Genomic DNA, 18,630 nt, shown 5'->3' on the forward strand with positions numbered 1-18,630 from the left:
TTTTTATCGTTACCTTTGCTAGTCATCACTTATCTTGGTTCAATGATCAATTTAATCGCCGTGCGTTCCTCACCATCAATCTCAATATCGGTAAAGGCTGGAATACAGATTAAATCAATGCCACTCGGTGCTACAAATCCTCTAGCAATGGCAACCGCTTTAACCGATTGATTGAGTGCGCCAGCGCCAATGGCTTGAATCTCTGCCGCACCTCGCTCTCGTATGACTCCTGCTAGGGCACCGGCTACAGAGTTCGGAACAGATTTCGCTGAGACTTTTAAAACTTCCATGTATTGTCCTCCTATCGCTTTTAAATGGCACCGTTACCCCCATAATATTCAGCAGTTGCCTTCCTATGCCTTTATCGTGATAATTTACGGTTATTCATAAAAAGGATGATCATCATTAATCATAATTCTTTGCAGGGAACGTGCCTTGCCCGTTTGGTCATCGAGGTCAATGCAAATCCCATTTAATTGGGTTCGACCTTCGGCCACTTCGAACTTCACTGGCATCGCTGTCAAAAACTTGTCCAATACAGCCTCACGTTCAACCCCGAGTATTCCGTCATACGGCCCGGTCATACCAACATCTGATTGGTAAGCCGTCCCACCCGGAAGAATTCGGTCATCGGCTGTTGAAACATGAGTGTGTGTTCCAATGACAGCACTTGCTTTCCCATCTAAAAACCAGCCCATTGCTTGCTTCTCACTTGTGACTTCAGCATGAAAATCTACAAATACAAACGGGGTTCTTTTCTTTGCTTCTTCCACCGCTTCTTCAACAGCCCGAAACGGGCAGTCAATATCAGCTAAAAATGTACGACCCATCGCATTAATAACGACAACTTCTTGTCCATTTATATTCACACTCACTGTTCCTTTACCAGGTGTGCCTACCGGGTAATTGATCGGACGAATGAGCTTTTTGGCATCATCAATAAATGAGAATATCTCTCTTCTTGCCCAAGCATGATTGCCAAGTGTAACGACTTGTGCTCCTGCTTCTAAAAAGCTTTTGTAAATCTTTTCTGTAATGCCTTTGCCACTAGCCGCATTTTCGCCATTAACAATCGTAAGCGATGGTCTATACTTCTTACGCAGTTCGGTAAATAGTCTTGTACCATGCTTCTGCCTGGTCGACCGACGACATCTCCAATAAATAAGATTCGCATGCTGTTTCCCTCGCCTCATCTTCGAATTCATGCGATAGTCATTATATACCCTTTCAGGGAGTTCATAAAACTATCATTGCTTTTAACACGTGTAAAACGTAAAGAAAGCAGCACAATGTGCGCTGCTTTACTTTGCATAGTCTACTGCCCGTGTCTCCCGAATGACAGTGATTCGGATATGACCTGGGTAGTCTAATTCGTTTTCGACCCGCTTTGTAATATCGCGGGCAAGACGATGTGCTAACACATCATCAATTAAATCAGGTTTCACCATAATGCGGACTTCGCGACCCGCCTGTATGGCATACGTTTTTTCAACACCATCAAATGATTCTGCAATCTCCTCGAGTTTTTCGAGTCGGCGTATATACGTTTCCAGTGTCTCTCTTCTTGCTCCAGGGCGTGCAGCAGATAACGCATCTGCTGCAGCGACGAGTGTCGCTATGACAGACTCGGCCTCTTCATCGCCATGGTGAGAAGCAACACTGTTGACGACTACCGCATGCTCATTGTACTTTTTCGTTAATTCTACACCAATTTCTACGTGGCTTCCTTCAATTTCATGATCAATCGCTTTTCCGATATCATGTAGAAGACCCGCTCGTTTTGCTAGTTGCACGTCTTCTCCTAGCTCCGCCGCCATTAAGCCTGTCAAATGAGCCACTTCCAATGAATGTTTGAGCACATTTTGTCCATAACTTGTTCTAAATCGAAGTCGACCCATAATCTTAATTAAATCTGGGTGCAAGTTATGAATGCCCATTTCAAAGGTTGCTTGCTCACCGTACTCACGGATCCGCTCATCCACTTCTCGTCTCGCCTTTTCAACCGTTTCTTCAATACGAGCTGGATGAATACGGCCATCTTGTACGAGACGTTCAAGTGCGGTTCGTGCAATTTCACGACGAATAGGGTCGAAACCAGATAGGATCACCGCTTCTGGTGTATCATCAATGATGAGATCGATGCCAGTTAGCGTTTCTAAGGCACGGATATTTCGACCTTCTCGTCCAATAATCCGACCTTTCATCTCATCATTTGGCAAATTCACGACTGAAACTGTTGTTTCGGCAACATGATCCGCCGCAAATCTCTGTAAAGCTAAAGATAGCATTTCTTTTGCTCGCTTGTTCGTTTCTTCTTTTATACGCTCGGTGTTCGACTTGATCATAACGGCTGATTCGTGTTCCAGTTCTTGTTCGAGATCGACGCGAATCATTTCCTTCGCTTCTTCCTCGTTAATCCGGATACGCGCTCCAGCTCTTCTTGCTGTTTACTGATCAAACCTTCCATTTTACTGTTCATCGCTTCGGTTTCACGCTGTTTCTCTGCGAGAACCTCTTCTCGTTTTTCGAGTGATTCTTCTTTTTTATCTAAAGACTCACTCTTGCGATCAAGTGTTTCTTCTTTTTGAAGAAGTCGACTTTCTTGTTTTTGAACATCGTTTCTCCGTTCGCGAATATCGTTTTCGGCTTCGGAACGAATGCGATACGCTTCATCTTTCGCTTCAAGAATGGATTCTTTCTTGCTTGCTTCAGCGTTTCGCTCCGCTTCTTCAATCATCTTCTTGGCTGCTTGCTCAGCACTTGAGATCTTTGCCTCCGCAATCTTCTTACGGATCAAATAACCGATGAACCCGCCGACGCCAACACCGACCAACAGCAGCAAAATGGAAGTGACCACCATAACAGGACTGTTATCTATCAAGAGATACACCTCCTTTGCTATGAAGTTGTTCTGTGTGAATCTTGTTCACCTTGCGGGTTTGCCAACGAAAAACGGAGACAGCAGGTTTCTGGTGTTGAATTCCATTTGGGTTTTCATCAAACGCATTGTTCATTGAACCAAATGTTTCTGTTCATTCTGTTCCATCATTCATCTTATCTGTTATGAATGTACTATCTGATGGAGAATACGAACTGTATTCTTCATCGATGATAAGCGGCTGCTAACCTTGTCTATCCAAGTCAATTCTTGCCAACAGCAACTCATTTCATTCTTTATAATTGTATACTTCTATTCATGAAAATGTCAACATTACGACGCTGTTCATCTTCGTGTGGAATAAGGAAGATTTGATACGAAAAGAGCAGGGAATGTCCCTGCTCTTCATTAAGCGTCCTCAAGTTTCAACGTCACTTCTTCTTCGTCACTATCTTTCTTCGCGCTAGCGTTCAATTCATAGTGAGCACGAATCTTTTGCTCAATATCTTTAGCGATATCTTCGTTTTCTTTCAAGTATTGCTTCGCATTCTCACGGCCTTGACCGAGCCGCTCGCCTTCATATGCATACCATGCACCGCTTTTATCAACGATGTCAATATCCGTCGCAATATCAAGCAAGGAACCTTCTCTTGATATTCCTTCTCCGTACATAATATCCACTTCTGCTTGGCGGAAAGGAGGCGCTACTTTGTTCTTCACGACTTTCAGTCTCGTTTTATTACCAACCGTTTCATTGCCTTGTTTTAGCGCTTCGGCACGACGTACTTCTAAACGAACGGAGGAATAGAACTTGAGTGCTCGCCCACCTGGTGTCGTCTCTGGATTTCCAAACATTACGCCAACCTTCTCACGAATTTGGTTAATGAATACGGCAATTGCATTGGATTTACTAATTGCTCCTGACAACTTACGAAGCGCTTGGGACATAAGGCGTGCTTGCAAACCGACGTGAGTATCCCCCATATCCCCTTCAATTTCCGCCTTAGGTACGAGTGCAGCCACTGAGTCAATAATCAAAATGTCGACCGCACCACTGCGAATAAGCGCCTCAGCAATTTCCAAGCCTTGTTCTCCAGTGTCTGGTTGAGAGAGCAACAGCTCATCAGTGTTTACACCGAGGTTACGTGCATAGACAGGATCTAGTGCATGCTCAGCATCAATAAAGGCCGCTTGTCCGCCATTTCTTTGAACTTCTGCAATCGCGTGGAGAGCTACTGTCGTCTTACCTGAAGATTCCGGACCGTAGACTTCAACAATCCTTCCGCGCGGATAGCCGCCAACGCCTAGAGCAATATCAAGAGCCAAAGCCCCGCTTGATACTGTCGATACTCTTCGTTCACTATCTTCTCCAAGCTTCATGATGGAGCCTTTTCCGAACTGCTTTTCAATGTTTCGAAGCGCTTGGTCGAGCGCTGCTTTGCGGTCACTCATTGTTCTATCTCCTTTATTATAAATTCATACATTTCTCTCATGCAGAATGATGGTCGTTTTATCCCCTGCATTCATCATATCGTCTTTTGTTCATTTTGCCAAGAAAAATACGAACATTTATTCGTTTTTTTCTTGGAGAACTCACGAGCAAGCCGAAACACCTTCTGTGTCAAAGATCGAAAAACGAACGTCGGATTATATAGGGCAAACATCGACAACCTCAGAAAACTGGCGCGTTCATCGGCCGTAAGGTGTTGAGGCTCGATGTGAGCTTTTCCAAAATTGCGCGGAGAGAGCATAAGGCGACATCAACTTGGTCTTCTGTCTACCCGTTTCGTGAAAAATAGGTGAGACTGTCTAGAGATGGGCTCCTCTATTCAAATACTATTTTTTTATGGCAATTAACCGTGCGAAATTCATCATTCTAAACCTGAATAATTTCTAAGAGAAGTCTATGAGACAGTTGGCACCTTACAGTGTCCTGTTTGAGGGGCGGATAAACACATAAAAGAGTCAGAGAGACCGTGATTAGCCTTCTCCTCTTCTATGTTGGCGTTTGACCGTAATGTCCCCCGACTTTCCTATGACAAGTGTATGGAACGAAGACCGGGTGCAATCTCGACCATAAGGTTCATGGAATTTCTGAACGTATAGATTAGCATAAGACGTCTGCGGTTCGTCAAGACTTCGCAGCAGCGCTGACACGGTTTCAGAAAATGCGCGATGCGTTCAACTTTACATTTCCCTTATTTGCGTTGTTGGTCCTCGATTTCGACCAACCGGTTGAAATTCTCCATAGGCGTTGGAGAAAGCAGAAAACGTTTTTTGCTTCCAAAGGGCTTGTAATGGAAACAGAATCAGCTATTATGCTCGTTTTGGTCTCGTTTTGGTTCCAATCCATAGACATCTGCTTCCAAACAGGCATTTATGGAAGCAGATCGAGCGCTTTACAGTAAATGAACGACCGTCTGCTTCCAAAACCTTCTTCATTCTCGTGTAGTACAAAATTCTAAAACAACCCCTAGCCTAGAATTTATATGGAATGTACTTCACGTTTTTCCAGTTTGCACTATTGTTGCTCTCCACTGCAGGCGGCTGCTTGTAATCCAGAGCATAAATACGACATCACCTCTCACTGCGCTCCGCTTGTGCTCGCTGTGTCTACTTGACAGTCCAGACGATAAGGGCAACAACGGTGCAGCACCAAAGATCGACCACCGTGTTTTCTATGCAGTCCAGACTACAAGTGCAACATCGGTGGCCAAAGTGCGCCCACCTTGTTTTCTATGCACTCCAGAGCATAAGGGCGACACGGTTCACGTTTTTGCCTACTGGTTACAGTGTCTGGAATGAAGTCCAAATGTCCCAAATATTTATTAATGTGACACTTGGGAAAGAAAAATCATCATTTTAAACGTGGATCGGCACATAAACGGAGCGGGCGGTCACAAATTGCGATATATGTGACCGTCGAGAGCCGAAAGTGCCCGGATTGAGGCTGGATTGTCACATAAGTGACACGTCATCACATTCCTTACGCCAGGTGGTGGCCATCGGCTATGCGATGCTTCCCTTCGAGAAACGCTTTCTATTTTGCCTGCAACTCTCACTCACATTGCCGGACAACGTGAGTTGAGATGAGCTTCAACAGTCACTCTGTTAGCGTTCGCCGGCCAATAGCGATCTTAATCATAGGATTTGTTGGAGTTTTTAAGTTTATGTTTAGTCGTAGTAAATAACAGACGCTAGCACATCCAAAAAACGCTCGCCACAAGTCCTCCTCGGACGAATGACAAGCGCTTATCGGAACTTTTCTTACGATTAGGAACGAGCGGGACTCGGTTTGCGAGAATCTCGTTTTGGACGCGGTTTCGCAGGCTCCAAGTTCACTCTTGCTCCGTTCAATCTCGAATGACGAAGGCCTTCATAAACGAAAGGTGCAACGCTCTCAGGCACTTCAACAAAGGTGAAATTCTCAAAGATGTCGATCTTTCCAATTGATTTACCTGGAATGCCAACGGCGTTTGCTACTTCTTCAACGAGAATTTTTGGCGTCATATTCACGTTGCGACCGACGTTAATGAAAAAGCGTACCATTCCTTTTGCACCACCGGTTTCACCGAAGCTATACCCTTCTTCAGACAGGTTGTTTTCCGTCTGGTAGTTCATCTTTAGTAACGCTTGAATAACGTCTTTTTGATCGAAGTCTTTTAGTAGCTCCTCGGTAAGGTCATCAAAAATGGACGTCTCTTCACTCGTCTGAATCACATTTGTAATTTGTGTTTTCCACGCGTCTTGTTGCTTTTCAACCACTTCTTCAATGGTCGGAATATCGCGGGTTGGAATTTGCATCTTGATTTCTTTCTCAATTGAGCGCAGGTGCTTCATTTCGCGTGGCGTAACGAGCGTGAGCGCTTGCCCTTTTTTACCTGCACGACCGGTACGACCGATGCGGTGCACATATGATTCAGGGTCTTGAGGGATGTCATAGTTAATGACGTGAGTGACGTTATCGACATCAATTCCTCTGGCCGCAACGTCTGTCGCAATGAGAAACTCAATTGAACTATCTCTAAATTTCTTCATGACAGCATCTCGCTGTGATTGCGTGAGATCCCCGTGCAAACCATCTGCAAAATATCCACGTGCTTGCAATGACTCTGTAAGCTCAGCGACGCCTTTTTTCGTACGAGAGAAAATGATGGCAAGCTCTGGGTTGTAACGATCAATTACCCGGCATAGTGATTCCAATTTGTTGCGTTCTAACACTTTAAAATAAAGCTGTTCGATCGATGGGGCGGTCACATCACTGCGACTAATCGACACCGTCTCTGGCTTTTCCATGTAGCGACGTGACAACTTGCGAATCGGACCCGGCATCGTCGCTGAAAACAGGAGTGTTTGTCGCTCTTTGTTCGTTTGTTTGAGGATGGACTCGATATCATCAATAAAACCCATGTCCAACATTTCATCTGCTTCATCAAGGACAAACGTTTCGACACGGTCCAAGCGAAGTGTCTTTCTACGCAAATGGTCTTGAATACGCCCAGGCGTTCCGATCACGACTTGGACACCGCGCTTCAATGCTTTGATTTGGTGACCAATTGATTGCCCACCATAAATCGGTAATGTTGTCAGCTTCATATTCGCAGATAATTTCTGCAGCTCACCGGCAACTTGAATGGCTAATTCCCGTGTTGGCGTAAGTACAATCGCTTGCACGTCCGAACTAGCCGTAATTTTATTTAAGAGTGGAATGCCAAATGCGGCTGTTTTTCCAGTTCCTGTCTGTGCTTGACCAACAACGTCATTCCCGTCTAAGACGATAGGAATCGCCTTTTCTTGGATTGGAGAAGGTTCTTCAAACCCCATCTGCTTAATGGCTTGTTTTAATTCTGGCTTAATGGCTTCGTGTTCAAATACGTTCATTCACTAATCACCTTTTTTCTTTTCTAGCAATAGACAACTGCATGCCTCTTTGGCAGCTCTTCGTCGAATCGTTTCGCGGTTGCCTGTAAGCTTTCGTTTATATACAGTGGTTTGATTTGGTAAAGCAATGCCAATGTAAAGCGTACCTACTGCTTTATTTTCTAATGTGTCTGGTCCAGCAACACCGGTAATCGATATGCCTACTGCACTCTCATACCGATCGCGAATTCCTTCTGCCATTTGCTTTGCGCATGCTTCACTAACAGCGCCGTGTTCATCGAGCAGATCAGCATTAACGCCGAGATGCTTGATTTTCATCTCATTGCTGTAAGTGACCATACCACCAGCTGTCACGGAAGATGCACCGGCAATTTCTGTAAGTTGTTGCATCAAGCCCCCACCAGTCATGCTCTCTGCGGTAGCGACTGACCAGTTCTTTTCCTTTAAGTATTCCACAGATTTTGAGAACAAACTATCCTCATTGTAACCGTATAAATACTCACCGACGCGTTCCAAAATCTTATTTTTTGTTTTGTTTAAGCGGTCGGTCGCCCGGTCTTCATCGGTTTCCGTAATTGTGAGGCGAAGCGTCACTTCATCTTGCCCCGCAAGAGGAGCGATCGTTGGGTTCGTTTGTTCGTGGATCAGGTCTTTCAACGTTTCTTCAAGTGCCGATTCGCCGATACCGAAAAATCGTAACACCCGTGAACGAAAAAACGCACCTGCATGATTTCGTTCTGCTAAGAACGGTTCCAACTCCCGTTTGACCATCGTTTTTAATTCTTGAGGCGGCCCCGGTAACAACACATACAGTGTTCCGTCATGTTCCAACGCACAGCCTGCTGCAAGCCCTGCATGATTGAAAAAGACGTGTGATCCATCAAGCACAAGCGCTTGCTTTCGGTTCGCTTCTGACGTCTCTTTGCCTCGGCTCGTAAAAAAGCTTTCAACATGCTGGAGAGCACTAGGGTCATAGATGAGTGGCACTTGCAAGTACTCTGACAGTGCTTCTCTTGTCAAATCGTCTTCGGTTGGTCCGAGACCACCAGAGAAAATAATTAAGTCGTGATGCTGTCTCGCTTCCTCAATCGACGACTGTATTCGCCGTTTATTGTCACCGACAACGGTATGTTTGTATACATTGACCCCAAGAGAAGCGAGCTGCTTTGAAACAAATTGACCATTCGTGTTCGCAATTTGTCCGAGTAGCAGCTCTGTACCTACGGCAATGATTTCAGCGTTCACCAGACCTCCTCCAATCTTCAGACACCTGTTTTATGCATCTTTAAATACATGTTTGTTCTTCCAAAAGTAATCGATTCCCGACACAATGGTTAATAAGACTGCCATCCACATGAGAAAATCAGCGAACGGAATGCCAATTGATTCAAACGGTGCGTTATGTACCATTAGGAAAAAGATCGCAACCATTTGAAATACCGTTTTCCACTTCCCAAGTGAACTCGCAGCGATGACCGTGCCATCTGCTGCTGCTACGAGACGCATGCCCGTTACAGCAAATTCTCTCGTTAAAATAATGACCGCCATCCATGCCGGTAATAAATCCAGTTCGATTAATGAAAGCAACGCTGCCGTCACGAGCAATTTGTCAGCAAGTGGATCGAGAAACTTCCCGAAGTTACTCACCAAATTCCTGCTTCTAGCAATGTAACCATCTACCCAGTCGGTCAAAGCCGCAAATGCATAAATCAGGGCAGCAACAAGATGGTGCACGGGGACTTCTGTACCGAAAAGAGAAACCGAGCCCCATTGAAATGGATAGAGAAAAACAATCATAAAGACGGGAATAAAACATATTCGGGCAATTGTAATCTGATTCGGCAAGTTCACATCCGCGCCTCCTTTCAACCCTATATTATTTTAACAGAAACGAACAAAAACTAAAAACAGAGGATGTACTTATTTACCGAAGAAACGGGCAAATAAATAAAAGAGGACACGGATTGCGCACGATTCCCGGCACAATCCGTGTCTGTTTCTAAAGACTTCATTTTATTCTCGTTCAATCGTAATATAATGATGGTGCACATCAACCGGGTATTCTAATTCCTCGCCGTTCACCGTAATGTTCACACCAAAAATATTGCCGACGTTAATCGTGATCGCATCTTCATCGAATTCAAATGATTCATCGCTGCTCAGCACCCCACCGGCTTCAATTGGGTCACCGAAGCGCTCAGTACGAAAGTCAATATAACTTTCTCCATCAAATTCAAGATCAATCTCGATTGTATCTCCAGTCACAGTAAAGATGGATTGATTATTATCGGTCACTTCGACAAATTCAAGCTTGCTGAAGAAGTTTCTTCGTCGTCTTCATTGGTCGAAGCTCCGTATCGCCATTTTCATCAGCACCATTTTCTTCATCAGTGCCCTCGTCCTCGTCTGTACCTTCGACGTCTTCATCGTCCTCTTCATCCTGTGGAGTATCTACAATTGCCATCTGTTCATCTGAATCTCCATTTTCTTCCTCATCATCACTCGCCGATGGCCATACGGATATTGCCCAAATTCCAGCAACGAGAACGACTAAAAACAAACCGATCAGTATCGCAGGTAAAATGCTCGATTTCTTTTCTCTTTCACTCGTGCGCTTGGCACGTGTATGTTCAGTTCTTGACGGCAGATCGACCGCTTCTTGTTTTGGTTTAGGTAAGTCTGATTCAAATTGTTGAAACACTTGATCTGGTTCCAAACCGAGAACTTCAGAATAGCTCTTAATGAATGCCCGAGCATAAAATGCGCCTGGCAAATCACTATAATTCCCCTCTTCAATCGCTTGCAAATAACGCTTTTGAATCTTTGTGCGCGCTTGTACCTCTTCTAAATCCCAACCAAACTCTTCTCTTTTTTCTTTTAGAAATTGGCCTAACTCTGTCATACTCCCACCTACCACCTAGCTAATATCAAATGAAGAAAAACCTGACTCCACCATTTCATACGTAATCTTTTCATCCTCATTATTTCGCAACTCAATAATACAATCAAAATCTTGTAATGTATAGGCTGTTTCTCGTACAAATATGTCTGGATGTTCCACAACTTTCACACTTGGCATGCTCATAATCTTGTCAACAAGTGTGCGATGCTTTTCGTTGGCACGCATCGTCGTAACAATTCCATCAATGATATAAACGAGATCATCGCCAAGTTCGTCTTCAGGAATGGTCGATCGCACGGTTTGACGGAGCAAAGTGGATGAGATAAAGGACCAATGTTTGTTCGCACACACACTAGCAGCCACAATCGATTCGGTTTTTCCAACACGAGGCATGCCGCGAATGCCGACCAAATAATGACGCTCTTCTTTAAACAATTCAGCCATGAAGTCTACGAGCAAGCCCAGTTCATCACGAACAAACCGATACGTTTTCTTATCATCGGCATCGCGTTCAATGTAGCGACCGTGCATGACCGCCAGACGATCCCGCAACCTCGGCTGTCGAATTTTCATCAGTGTGATGCTTTCCATCGTTTGCAAGATATCTCGAAGCCGTGTGATGTTATCATCCTTTGCACTGCGTATGAGCATTCCACGACGATTGTTCTCCACTCCGTTAATTGTCACAATATTAATGGACAGCATTCCGAGTAACGAGGAGATATCTCCAAGCAAACCTGGGCGGTTTTGATGGATTTGATATTCAAAATACCATTCTTTCTTTTCCATCAATTCCCTCGCCTCCTTCAGCATTTCTATACTTAGCATTATCTCTCATTTTACGTTATTTTCGAGCATTTGGGTAGTAGTATGTAAGAATATGGTTGGACAGCAAGAAAAACGCACCTCGTTCGGTCTGACCGAAGAAGGTGCGTAGCTCCCATCTAATCTCTTTGAACGAGTTTAACCATCATGTTTGCAATCGCATGTTGTTCTTGTTCATCCGCGACATTCCACATGTCTTTAAGCACGCGTTCCTGTTCGTTTTGTGGCTCAACTTCTTTTGCCAAATAATCGCCAACTTCAAAAGCGACATCAGAGACCACGTCATGGCTTAATCCATCATCTTCAGCAGATTCAAGACGATCGCCTAAAAATGATTTCCAATGCTCCCAGTTTTCTAGAACGGACACTGTTGCTCCCTCCTCTACTAATTCACTACGGTTGTAGTTTGAGGCAAGCGGCAACATTTCATACATACTTTATCCGCTCCAAGCTCCGTTGATGGAAAGTACGTGACCATTTACATATGCCGCTTCTTCGGAAAGCAAATAATTGCAAGCATGCGCGACTTCATGTACGTATCCAAAACGACCCGCTGGAATTTCCTCAGACAGTTGTCTCAATTCTTCCTGGCTAAACCTTTCCATTTGTGTGGTTTGAATGACCCCAGGAGAGACTGCATTGACCGTAATGTGCGAAGGTGCTACTTCTTTTGCAAGTGCTTTTACAAATGCAATCTGGCCACCTTTGGCTGCGGAATAAACCGTTTCAAAAGATGCACCCACTTCTCCCCAAATCGAGGCAACAAGTACAATTCTCCCCGCTTTTTGCGCGATCATTTGCGGCAAAATCCGCTTGATTAATCGAACAGGAGAACCGAGGTGCTCATTCATAAGCCGGTCAACTTCTTCATCGGCATGGTCATCCAAGAGACCGTAAAAGGCCGTTCCGCTCGCAAAAATGATGTCGTCAATGTGAGCGTCAAGTTGTTCGAAACAATCGTTAGCACCGGTCGATAGACCAAAATCTGCTTGAACGAGCGTAACCTCGCTACCTAATTTACGGCACTCTTCTTGAATGTCCAGCGCAGCACTTTTGTTTTGATAATAATGAAGATACAGGTGAGTGTATTCCCCTGCCCGCTCCTTTGCCACTGCTCTACCGATACCGCCTGTGGCTCCAGTAATTAACGTACGCCTCATGAAGAGTGGGGGAGCACTTTCATTACTGAACTATGGTCTTCTGCAAAATGACGCTGCAACACTTTTTCTAAATCACCGATCGTTAGCTTTTCAAGCTTAGGAACGACATCAAACAGCGCGTCACCGTTCATTTCATACCTCGTAAATTGTGTCGCAATAAATTCAGAGCTGTTTAGTTGCTTTAAAAACGAACCGATTTTTCGCTTTTTCGCTACTTCGATCTCTTCTTCGTTTAAGACTTTTTGCTTGTACGTGCGGATCGTGTCGCGAAGCACTTCAACGAGACGGTCAGGGTCTTTTGAGTCTCCTCCAATTGCAGAGAAGCCAAAGGATCGTTCCATCGTGAAATCCGTAGAGAAAGAACCGTCAATGAGTCCTTCTCGGTATAGCTTCTCGTACGCTTGTGACCCGCTACCGAACATGACGTCTAGAAGCATTTGTACAGCGAGTTCATACGTCAGCCCGTCAAGTGGATACGCATCGCCACCCTCTTTATATCCGAGCAATACTTTCGGCGTTTGCACATTCATGTGCAAAACATCTTCCTTTTGATTACTTTCATCGGGCTCGTCACCATATACTCGGCTGATCTCTTCAACGTCTTTGAACGATTTCGCTGCTTGGTTATCGCGCACAAGCGCACCCATTTCTTCGGGATCAACAGGGCCTGTCACGAACAGCACCATGTTTGACGGGTGGTAAAACGTTTCGTAACACGTATACAACATATCTTTCGTAATCTCATGAATGGATGACACTGTTCCAGCAATGTCTACACGCACGGTGTTGTTTTTGTAAAGACTCGCAATGAGGCCAAAGAACAACCGCCAGTCGGCGTCATCATCGTACATACGAATCTCTTGTTCAATAATGCCTTGCTCTTTTTCAACCGATTCTTCCGTAAAATACGGCTTCTGCACAAAGTCAATTAGCGTCTCCACGTTGTTATGCACATCACTCGTACTTGAAAACAAATAGGCCGTTCGTGTGAAACTCGTAAACGCGTTCGTTTGGGCGCCCCGTTTCGAAAATGTATCGAAGACGTCGCCATCTTCATCTTCAAACAACTTGTGCTCAAGAAAATGCGCGATGCCATCAGGTACACGAATGGCTTCTTTTTGCCCTAAAGGACTGAAGTGGTCATCAATTGAACCGTAATCCGTTGTGAAAATCGCAAACGTTTTATTGTTTTCATGACGGGGGAGTACGTACACTTTTAGTCCGTTATCAAGCGTCTCATAATAAAGGGTTTCACCGAGCTGGTCGTATTGTTGTTTTTTCATTGTGAATCCTCCTTGCCTGTTAACAGATACACCGTATCGAGTGTGATTTCTGATGCAATTCGCGTCACATCTTCTCGTGATACGCTTTGAATTTCTTTCACACGGTCTTCAACCGAGCGGTGTTTGTTCGTGAGTACATTCTGGTACAAGAGATCAATCGACCCTCTCGCCGAATCCACTTGTTCAAGAATTTGGTTCGAAAGCATGTACTGAGTCGTTTGCAACTCTTCATCGGTAAAATTACCGTTTTTGAGTTCCTGTAACTGCTCTTTAATGATCGTCACTGCCCGTTCGTATTTATCAGAAGCAATACCTGCCATCGCAAAAACTAGACCTTTGTATGGCTCATACCGTGAAGCGGCGTAATAGGCAAGGCTCTCTTTTTCACGAACGTTAACGAACAGTTGGAATGAGGAAATGCCCCGAAAATCCCGTTCGTGACGAGGACGGCTGCATATTCGTTATCGCTCGCTTGAAACGGTACCCGAAACCCCATGTGCAATTTCGCTTGTTGCACATCTTCATGGTCCACGACTTCTCGTGTCTCCTCAGGTGCTTTTTGCATTTTTGTTTCACTCGTCACTGACTTGCTCGTAAACTGTGTCGCATACTCATTCAGAACAGATTCAATTTCTTCACGCTCTCCAGGTCCTGTAATAAACAGATCAAAAGCATTTGTTTTTAGCATGTCTGTGTAGGCGTCTTGGAGCGCTCGTTCGTCTACGTCTTCAATATGTGTTGCTGTACCATATGGCGGAATGCCATACCGTTCTTCTTTGCACATTTCTTCAACGAGGCGTTGGTTCGCGTAGCGGATTTTATCATCAGCAATGCTTTTCACCCGACTGATGAGCGCTTGTTTTTCTTCTTTAATAATGCTGTCTAGAAACGTGCCATCGTCGGTTTTGGCAGGTTCAAACAATACCGAGAGAAAAAATCGCAACATCTCTTTAGCTAGGGGTTCGTTTTCACTTTGTAAATATTGTTCGTGAACGACTTCAGCAAAAAACGTAACAAAGTGTTGTTCGCCCTTTTTGCCGACGTCGGCACCGAAACTTGCCCCGTAAAGCCCATCCAAGTGCTTGCGGATTTCTCTTCGGGATGGGTACTTTTTCGTTCCAGCTTGCAATACTTGGGTAAGCAACGCGCGTGCTGCTGATGTTTTTTCGTCCTCTAATGGGGCTTTCATTTGAAGCACAAACGTTGTCGTTTTATATTTATCACTCGGCTGCCAATGTACATGTAAGCTGCCAACGTTAAATTGTTCGACCATGAGTCATCACCTTTACCTTTACTTAGCGTCCGTTAAATCGTCTGGTTCATTTCTTTTTAGCACCTCGCGGGGTTTCTTGCCTTCGTATGGGCCGACTATGCCTTGTGCTTCCATTTCATCTACGAGCCTGGCTGCACGTGTATAACCGATCCGAAAGCGTCGTTGCAGCATGGAAACCGATGCAGAGTCCATTTGCATCACAAGGTCTATCGCATCATAATACAGATCGTCTTCAGGCTCTTTATGAGTTTCAACGACCTCATCTGGCGTCATCTCTTCTTCATATTGTGCTTTTTGTTGGGCAACAACGTGAGAAACGATGTCTTCAACTTCTTCATCAGAAATAAACGCCCCTTGAATTCGGGTGGATTTATTTGCACCGACGGGTAAAAATAACATGTCCCCTCGCCCTAATAATTTCTCAGCACCAGACGCATCCAATATCGTACGTGAATCGGTCTGACTAGAAACCCCAAAAGCGATACGTGAAGGGATGTTTGCTTTAATTACTCCTGTAATTACATCTACAGAAGGTCGTTGTGTTGCAATAATCATATGAATGCCGGCGGCTCTAGCCATTTGCGCAAGTCGCGTAATTGCATCTTCAACATCGCTTGAAGCGACCATCATTAAGTCGGCAAGCTCATCTACAATGACAACAATGTACGGGAGCAACGGCTTATCATCGTCCTCTTTCTCATTTTGCTTCCGGATCATCGCATTATACCCTTCAATATTTCTGCTCCCACTATGGGAGAACAAATCGTAGCGTCGCTCCATTTCAGAAACCACTTTCTTCAATGCTTGTGCGGCTTTTTTCGGCTCGGTTACGACAGGTGTAAGCAAGTGTGGAATGCCGTTGTACACATTTAATTCCACCATTTTCGGGTCAATCATCATAAGCTTTACTTCATGAGGCTTTGCCCGCATGAGAATGCTCGTCACAATTCCATTTATACAAACGCTTTTCCCGCTTCCTGTTGCCCCTGCGACGAGCAGGTGAGGCATTTTATTAAGCTCAGCAGTCATCGGCTCGCCTGAAATGTCGCGTCCGAGCGCAACAGAAAGAACGTGAGCATCATTGGATTTCGACGTTTCTAGTACTTCCCGAAGGGTAACCATTGCAACGTCTTGGTTAGGAACTTCAATTCCTACCGCTGATTTCCCAGGAATCGGCGCTTCAATTCGAATGTCTTTCGCAGCTAGAGCGAGTGCAATATCATCCGTTAGACTGACGATTTTACTCACCTTAACCCCTACCGCTGGTTGGACCTCGTATTTTGTTACAGCAGGACCGAGGTGAACTTCGTTCACTTGAGCTTGCACACCAAAACTTTTCAACGTGTCTTCGAGTTTCTTCGCATTCGTAGACACTTGGTTTCGATCACTCGTTTGGTGATTTTGAACAGGGGACTGCAACAATGTAAGACCAGGCAACTGATAATCTTCGTTTGATTTCTCACTCGTAAGAAGCGGTTGAATATCTTCTGTCTCTTCTTTTTCTACAACAGGTTCCTTGCCTTTTTTCTTTTGACTTCGCTCTTCTCCCTTATACGCTTGCTCTTGGAAATTATGAATGACCGGTCGCTCACTCGTGCTTGCCTCCGTGGCTGCAGGTGTTTGTGGCGTTGGTGTTGCGGTCGACACCTTCTCTTTCTTTTCGGTCGCCGGCGCTCGAGGTTTATTTTCTTTCGTGCGCGAATTCTTGTAAGCATCCAATCCCTTCACGCCCCAAACGCGTACTCGTTTTGATACAGCGTCATACACATCACGAATCGATTTACCACTAAGTAAAATAAACGCAATGACAAGAAGTACCGCTCCGAGGACATACGTCCCACCAACATCTACGAGAAACGTACCGACTGCATACCCTAAAGCGCCAACCATTCCCCCTCCAAGATCATCGGCTTGACCGGTCAAGTCTAAGCGATACAATTCCAGCGTATTCATGAGCACCGAACCATTTTGGAACGGTCCAACGCTTTGTAAGTTCTGAAATAGTTCAAGATGGCTGTATAAGAGTACTGTAAACATCGCAATGTATAAGCCTGCAAACCGTCTAGACCACATTGTCGGCAACACTCGTTTAAAAATGAGCATGAAGGCAAACATGTAAAGCAACAATGTGAGAAAGTGATACCACTCACCTGCGAAAAACCGAAACAGCTGAATAATGATAATGCCGAGCGGATCAAATTGAAAAGAAGTAAACAGTGCAATCGCAAGGAGAATTAAACCAGCCATTTCAAATTTAAGCTGGGTTGTCCACTCTTGTTGCTTTTTTTTCTTTTTCTTTTTCTTCCCCATCTACTCCTCCCCCCCTTGTTTTCCTGTATAAAAAATCCATCGATTACGTAAAGTTGGTAGCTGAACCATTATAACACACTACAACTTCACAAAAAGCGCTGAAAAAGACCGAGATTCATGAAAAAAGATGAACAACTCATTGTTGATCATCTTTGAGATCCCAAGGCATTCCTGGCTGATACTTCGGTTGTAAAAAGTCATTGGGTTCCGTGCTTAATAAACGTCCAACCACCCATTGCCCGTCACCTGATTTCTCAAGCATAACAACGCCATTATCAGTTTCTACATAGTGACAGTCAATTCCTTCTGTTTGTGGAAATACCTCGTCCATTGATAACGGTGTGTAAATAATCATTGCAAAAGTTCCCCTTGCCTTGATATTAATTCTCTTAACTTTTCTATAGCTGGACCGACCCCGCCGACTTCATCAATTAAACCGTGATCAACGGCATCTTGACCGACGACGTTCGTTCCAATGTCTCTCGTTAAATTGCCTTTATCAAACATCAATTCTTTAAACACCTCGGTTTTAATGTTGGAATGGCCGGTGACAAATTGAATGACACGCTCTTGCATCTTCTCCATGTATTCAAACGTCTGTGGCACACCAATGACAAGTCCGTTAAGGCGGATGGGGTGAATCGTCATCGTTGCTGTTTCAGCAATAAACGCGTAGTCCCCAGCGACAGCAACCGGTACACCTATGGAATGGCCACCACCTAGTACGAGCGTAACGGTCGGTTTGTTCATACTTGCGACCATTTCTGCAATTGCCAAGCCCGCTTCCACATCACCGCCAACTGTATTTAATACGAGCAGTAGTCCTTTGATTTTTGAATTCTGTTCTGCGGCGACGAGTTGAGGAATGATATGTTCATACTTGGTCGTTTTATTTTGCGGCGGCAACTGCATGTGCCCTTCAATTTGACCAATAATCGTAATGCAATGAATGTCGGATTGCTCACTCGTTGGCACACTCGTTTGCCCGAGGGATGTAATCTTTTGGACAACATCTGAACCTTTCTCTTTTTCTTGGGGTTGTTCTCCTGCCATTGTATTGCCTCCTTTTCATCTAGTATTCGAGTGTGGGACAGACTTATTCCTTCCAGGTTCTCCAT

At 44.7% G+C, this 18,630-nt stretch carries 14 protein-coding genes and 3 pseudogenes; all 17 read right to left on the reverse strand.

The annotated features are described in order from the left end of the window. Window positions 1–29 precede the first annotated feature (29 nt). The 17 genes and pseudogenes from JCM19037_RS00740 to JCM19037_RS00825 all read right to left on the reverse strand — a co-directional run bounded on the left by JCM19037_RS00740 (window position 30) and on the right by JCM19037_RS00825 (window position 18,565). Complete coding sequence (locus JCM19037_RS00740) at window positions 30–290, reverse strand: stage V sporulation protein S (RefSeq protein ID WP_042396783.1); 261 nt, start codon at window positions 288–290, stop codon at window positions 30–32. A 90-nt stretch (window positions 291–380) separates the two neighbouring features. Continuing rightward, window positions 381–1,174, reverse strand: a pseudogene (locus JCM19037_RS00745) (TIGR00282 family metallophosphoesterase). Between the two features lie 127 nt (window positions 1,175–1,301). Beyond that, a pseudogene (rny, locus tag JCM19037_RS00750) lies at window positions 1,302–2,860 on the reverse strand (ribonuclease Y). Between the two features lie 426 nt (window positions 2,861–3,286). Beyond that, complete coding sequence (recA, locus tag JCM19037_RS00755) at window positions 3,287–4,330, reverse strand: recombinase RecA (RefSeq protein ID WP_042396790.1); 1,044 nt, start codon at window positions 4,328–4,330, stop codon at window positions 3,287–3,289. Between the two features lie 1,821 nt (window positions 4,331–6,151). Further along, a complete protein-coding gene (locus tag JCM19037_RS00765) occupies window positions 6,152–7,759 on the reverse strand; it encodes a DEAD/DEAH box helicase (protein ID WP_042396796.1) in 1,608 nt (535 codons plus the stop codon). 3 nt (window positions 7,760–7,762) lie between these two features. After that, entirely contained in the window at window positions 7,763–9,004 is a 1,242-nt protein-coding gene (locus tag JCM19037_RS00770) for a competence/damage-inducible protein A (RefSeq protein WP_042396800.1), read from the reverse strand. A 30-nt stretch (window positions 9,005–9,034) separates the two neighbouring features. Continuing rightward, complete coding sequence (gene pgsA, locus JCM19037_RS00775) at window positions 9,035–9,610, reverse strand: CDP-diacylglycerol--glycerol-3-phosphate 3-phosphatidyltransferase (RefSeq protein WP_042396803.1); 576 nt, start codon at window positions 9,608–9,610, stop codon at window positions 9,035–9,037. 162 nt (window positions 9,611–9,772) lie between these two features. After that, window positions 9,773–10,054 (reverse strand): hypothetical protein, encoded by a 282-nt coding sequence (locus JCM19037_RS00780; protein ID WP_152548880.1) that lies wholly within the window; start codon window positions 10,052–10,054, stop codon window positions 9,773–9,775. Between the two features lie 10 nt (window positions 10,055–10,064). Next, window positions 10,065–10,661 carry a RodZ family helix-turn-helix domain-containing protein gene (locus JCM19037_RS21735; RefSeq protein ID WP_052363401.1) on the reverse strand — a complete coding sequence of 199 codons (597 nt, stop codon included), beginning with the start codon at window positions 10,659–10,661 and terminating at the stop codon, window positions 10,065–10,067. Between the two features lie 15 nt (window positions 10,662–10,676). Next, window positions 10,677–11,450 carry a DUF3388 domain-containing protein gene (locus tag JCM19037_RS00790; RefSeq protein WP_042396808.1) on the reverse strand — a complete coding sequence of 258 codons (774 nt, stop codon included), beginning with the start codon at window positions 11,448–11,450 and terminating at the stop codon, window positions 10,677–10,679. A 155-nt stretch (window positions 11,451–11,605) separates the two neighbouring features. Continuing rightward, window positions 11,606–11,854 (reverse strand): DUF3243 domain-containing protein, encoded by a 249-nt coding sequence (locus tag JCM19037_RS00795; protein WP_042396971.1) that lies wholly within the window; start codon window positions 11,852–11,854, stop codon window positions 11,606–11,608. Between the two features lie 69 nt (window positions 11,855–11,923). Beyond that, window positions 11,924–12,646, reverse strand: coding sequence for an elongation factor P 5-aminopentanone reductase (gene ymfI, locus JCM19037_RS00800; protein WP_042396810.1), 723 nt, complete (start codon window positions 12,644–12,646; stop codon window positions 11,924–11,926). After that, complete coding sequence (yfmH, locus tag JCM19037_RS00805; protein WP_042396813.1) at window positions 12,643–13,929, reverse strand: EF-P 5-aminopentanol modification-associated protein YfmH; 1,287 nt, start codon at window positions 13,927–13,929, stop codon at window positions 12,643–12,645. Before yfmH ends, ymfI begins: the two co-directional genes overlap by 4 nt. Beyond that, window positions 13,926–15,202 (reverse strand): annotated as a pseudogene (yfmF, locus tag JCM19037_RS00810) (EF-P 5-aminopentanol modification-associated protein YfmF). The gene yfmH and the pseudogene yfmF overlap by 4 nt, the downstream one beginning before the upstream one ends. A gap of 18 nt (window positions 15,203–15,220) precedes the next feature. Beyond that, entirely contained in the window at window positions 15,221–17,512 is a 2,292-nt protein-coding gene (locus tag JCM19037_RS00815; RefSeq protein ID WP_042396815.1) for a DNA translocase FtsK, read from the reverse strand. Window positions 17,513–17,648: 136 nt separating this feature from the next. Then, on the reverse strand, window positions 17,649–17,867 hold the full coding sequence (locus JCM19037_RS00820; RefSeq protein WP_042396818.1) for a YlzJ-like family protein: 219 nt from the start codon (window positions 17,865–17,867) through the stop codon (window positions 17,649–17,651). Next, window positions 17,864–18,565, reverse strand: coding sequence for a ClpP family protease (locus tag JCM19037_RS00825; protein WP_042396820.1), 702 nt, complete (start codon window positions 18,563–18,565; stop codon window positions 17,864–17,866). Before JCM19037_RS00825 ends, JCM19037_RS00820 begins: the two co-directional genes overlap by 4 nt. Window positions 18,566–18,630: the final 65 nt, after the last annotated feature.

This window comes from Geomicrobium sp. JCM 19037 (genome assembly GCF_000698105.1).
Taxonomy (GTDB): Bacteria; Bacillota; Bacilli; order Bacillales; family Marinococcaceae; genus Geomicrobium_A.

Excerpts from the sequence above, each read along its gene's own strand:
- JCM19037_RS00740 (WP_042396783.1), bottom strand. The coding sequence starts at position 290 with ATGGAAGTTTTAAAAGTCTCAGCGAAATCTGTTCCGAACTCTGTAGCC.
- recA (WP_042396790.1), bottom strand. The coding sequence starts at position 4,330 with ATGAGTGACCGCAAAGCAGCGCTCGACCAAGCGCTTCGAAACATTGAA.
- JCM19037_RS00765 (WP_042396796.1), bottom strand. The coding sequence starts at position 7,759 with ATGAACGTATTTGAACACGAAGCCATTAAGCCAGAATTAAAACAAGCC.
- JCM19037_RS21735 (WP_052363401.1), bottom strand. The coding sequence starts at position 10,661 with ATGACAGAGTTAGGCCAATTTCTAAAAGAAAAAAGAGAAGAGTTTGGT.
- JCM19037_RS00790 (WP_042396808.1), bottom strand. The coding sequence starts at position 11,450 with ATGGAAAAGAAAGAATGGTATTTTGAATATCAAATCCATCAAAACCGC.
- ymfI (WP_042396810.1), bottom strand. The coding sequence starts at position 12,646 with ATGAGGCGTACGTTAATTACTGGAGCCACAGGCGGTATCGGTAGAGCA.
- yfmH (WP_042396813.1), bottom strand. The coding sequence starts at position 13,929 with ATGAAAAAACAACAATACGACCAGCTCGGTGAAACCCTTTATTATGAG.
- JCM19037_RS00815 (WP_042396815.1), bottom strand. The coding sequence starts at position 17,512 with ATGGGGAAGAAAAAGAAAAAGAAAAAAAAGCAACAAGAGTGGACAACC.
- JCM19037_RS00820 (WP_042396818.1), bottom strand. The coding sequence starts at position 17,867 with ATGATTATTTACACACCGTTATCAATGGACGAGGTATTTCCACAAACA.
- JCM19037_RS00825 (WP_042396820.1), bottom strand. The coding sequence starts at position 18,565 with ATGGCAGGAGAACAACCCCAAGAAAAAGAGAAAGGTTCAGATGTTGTC.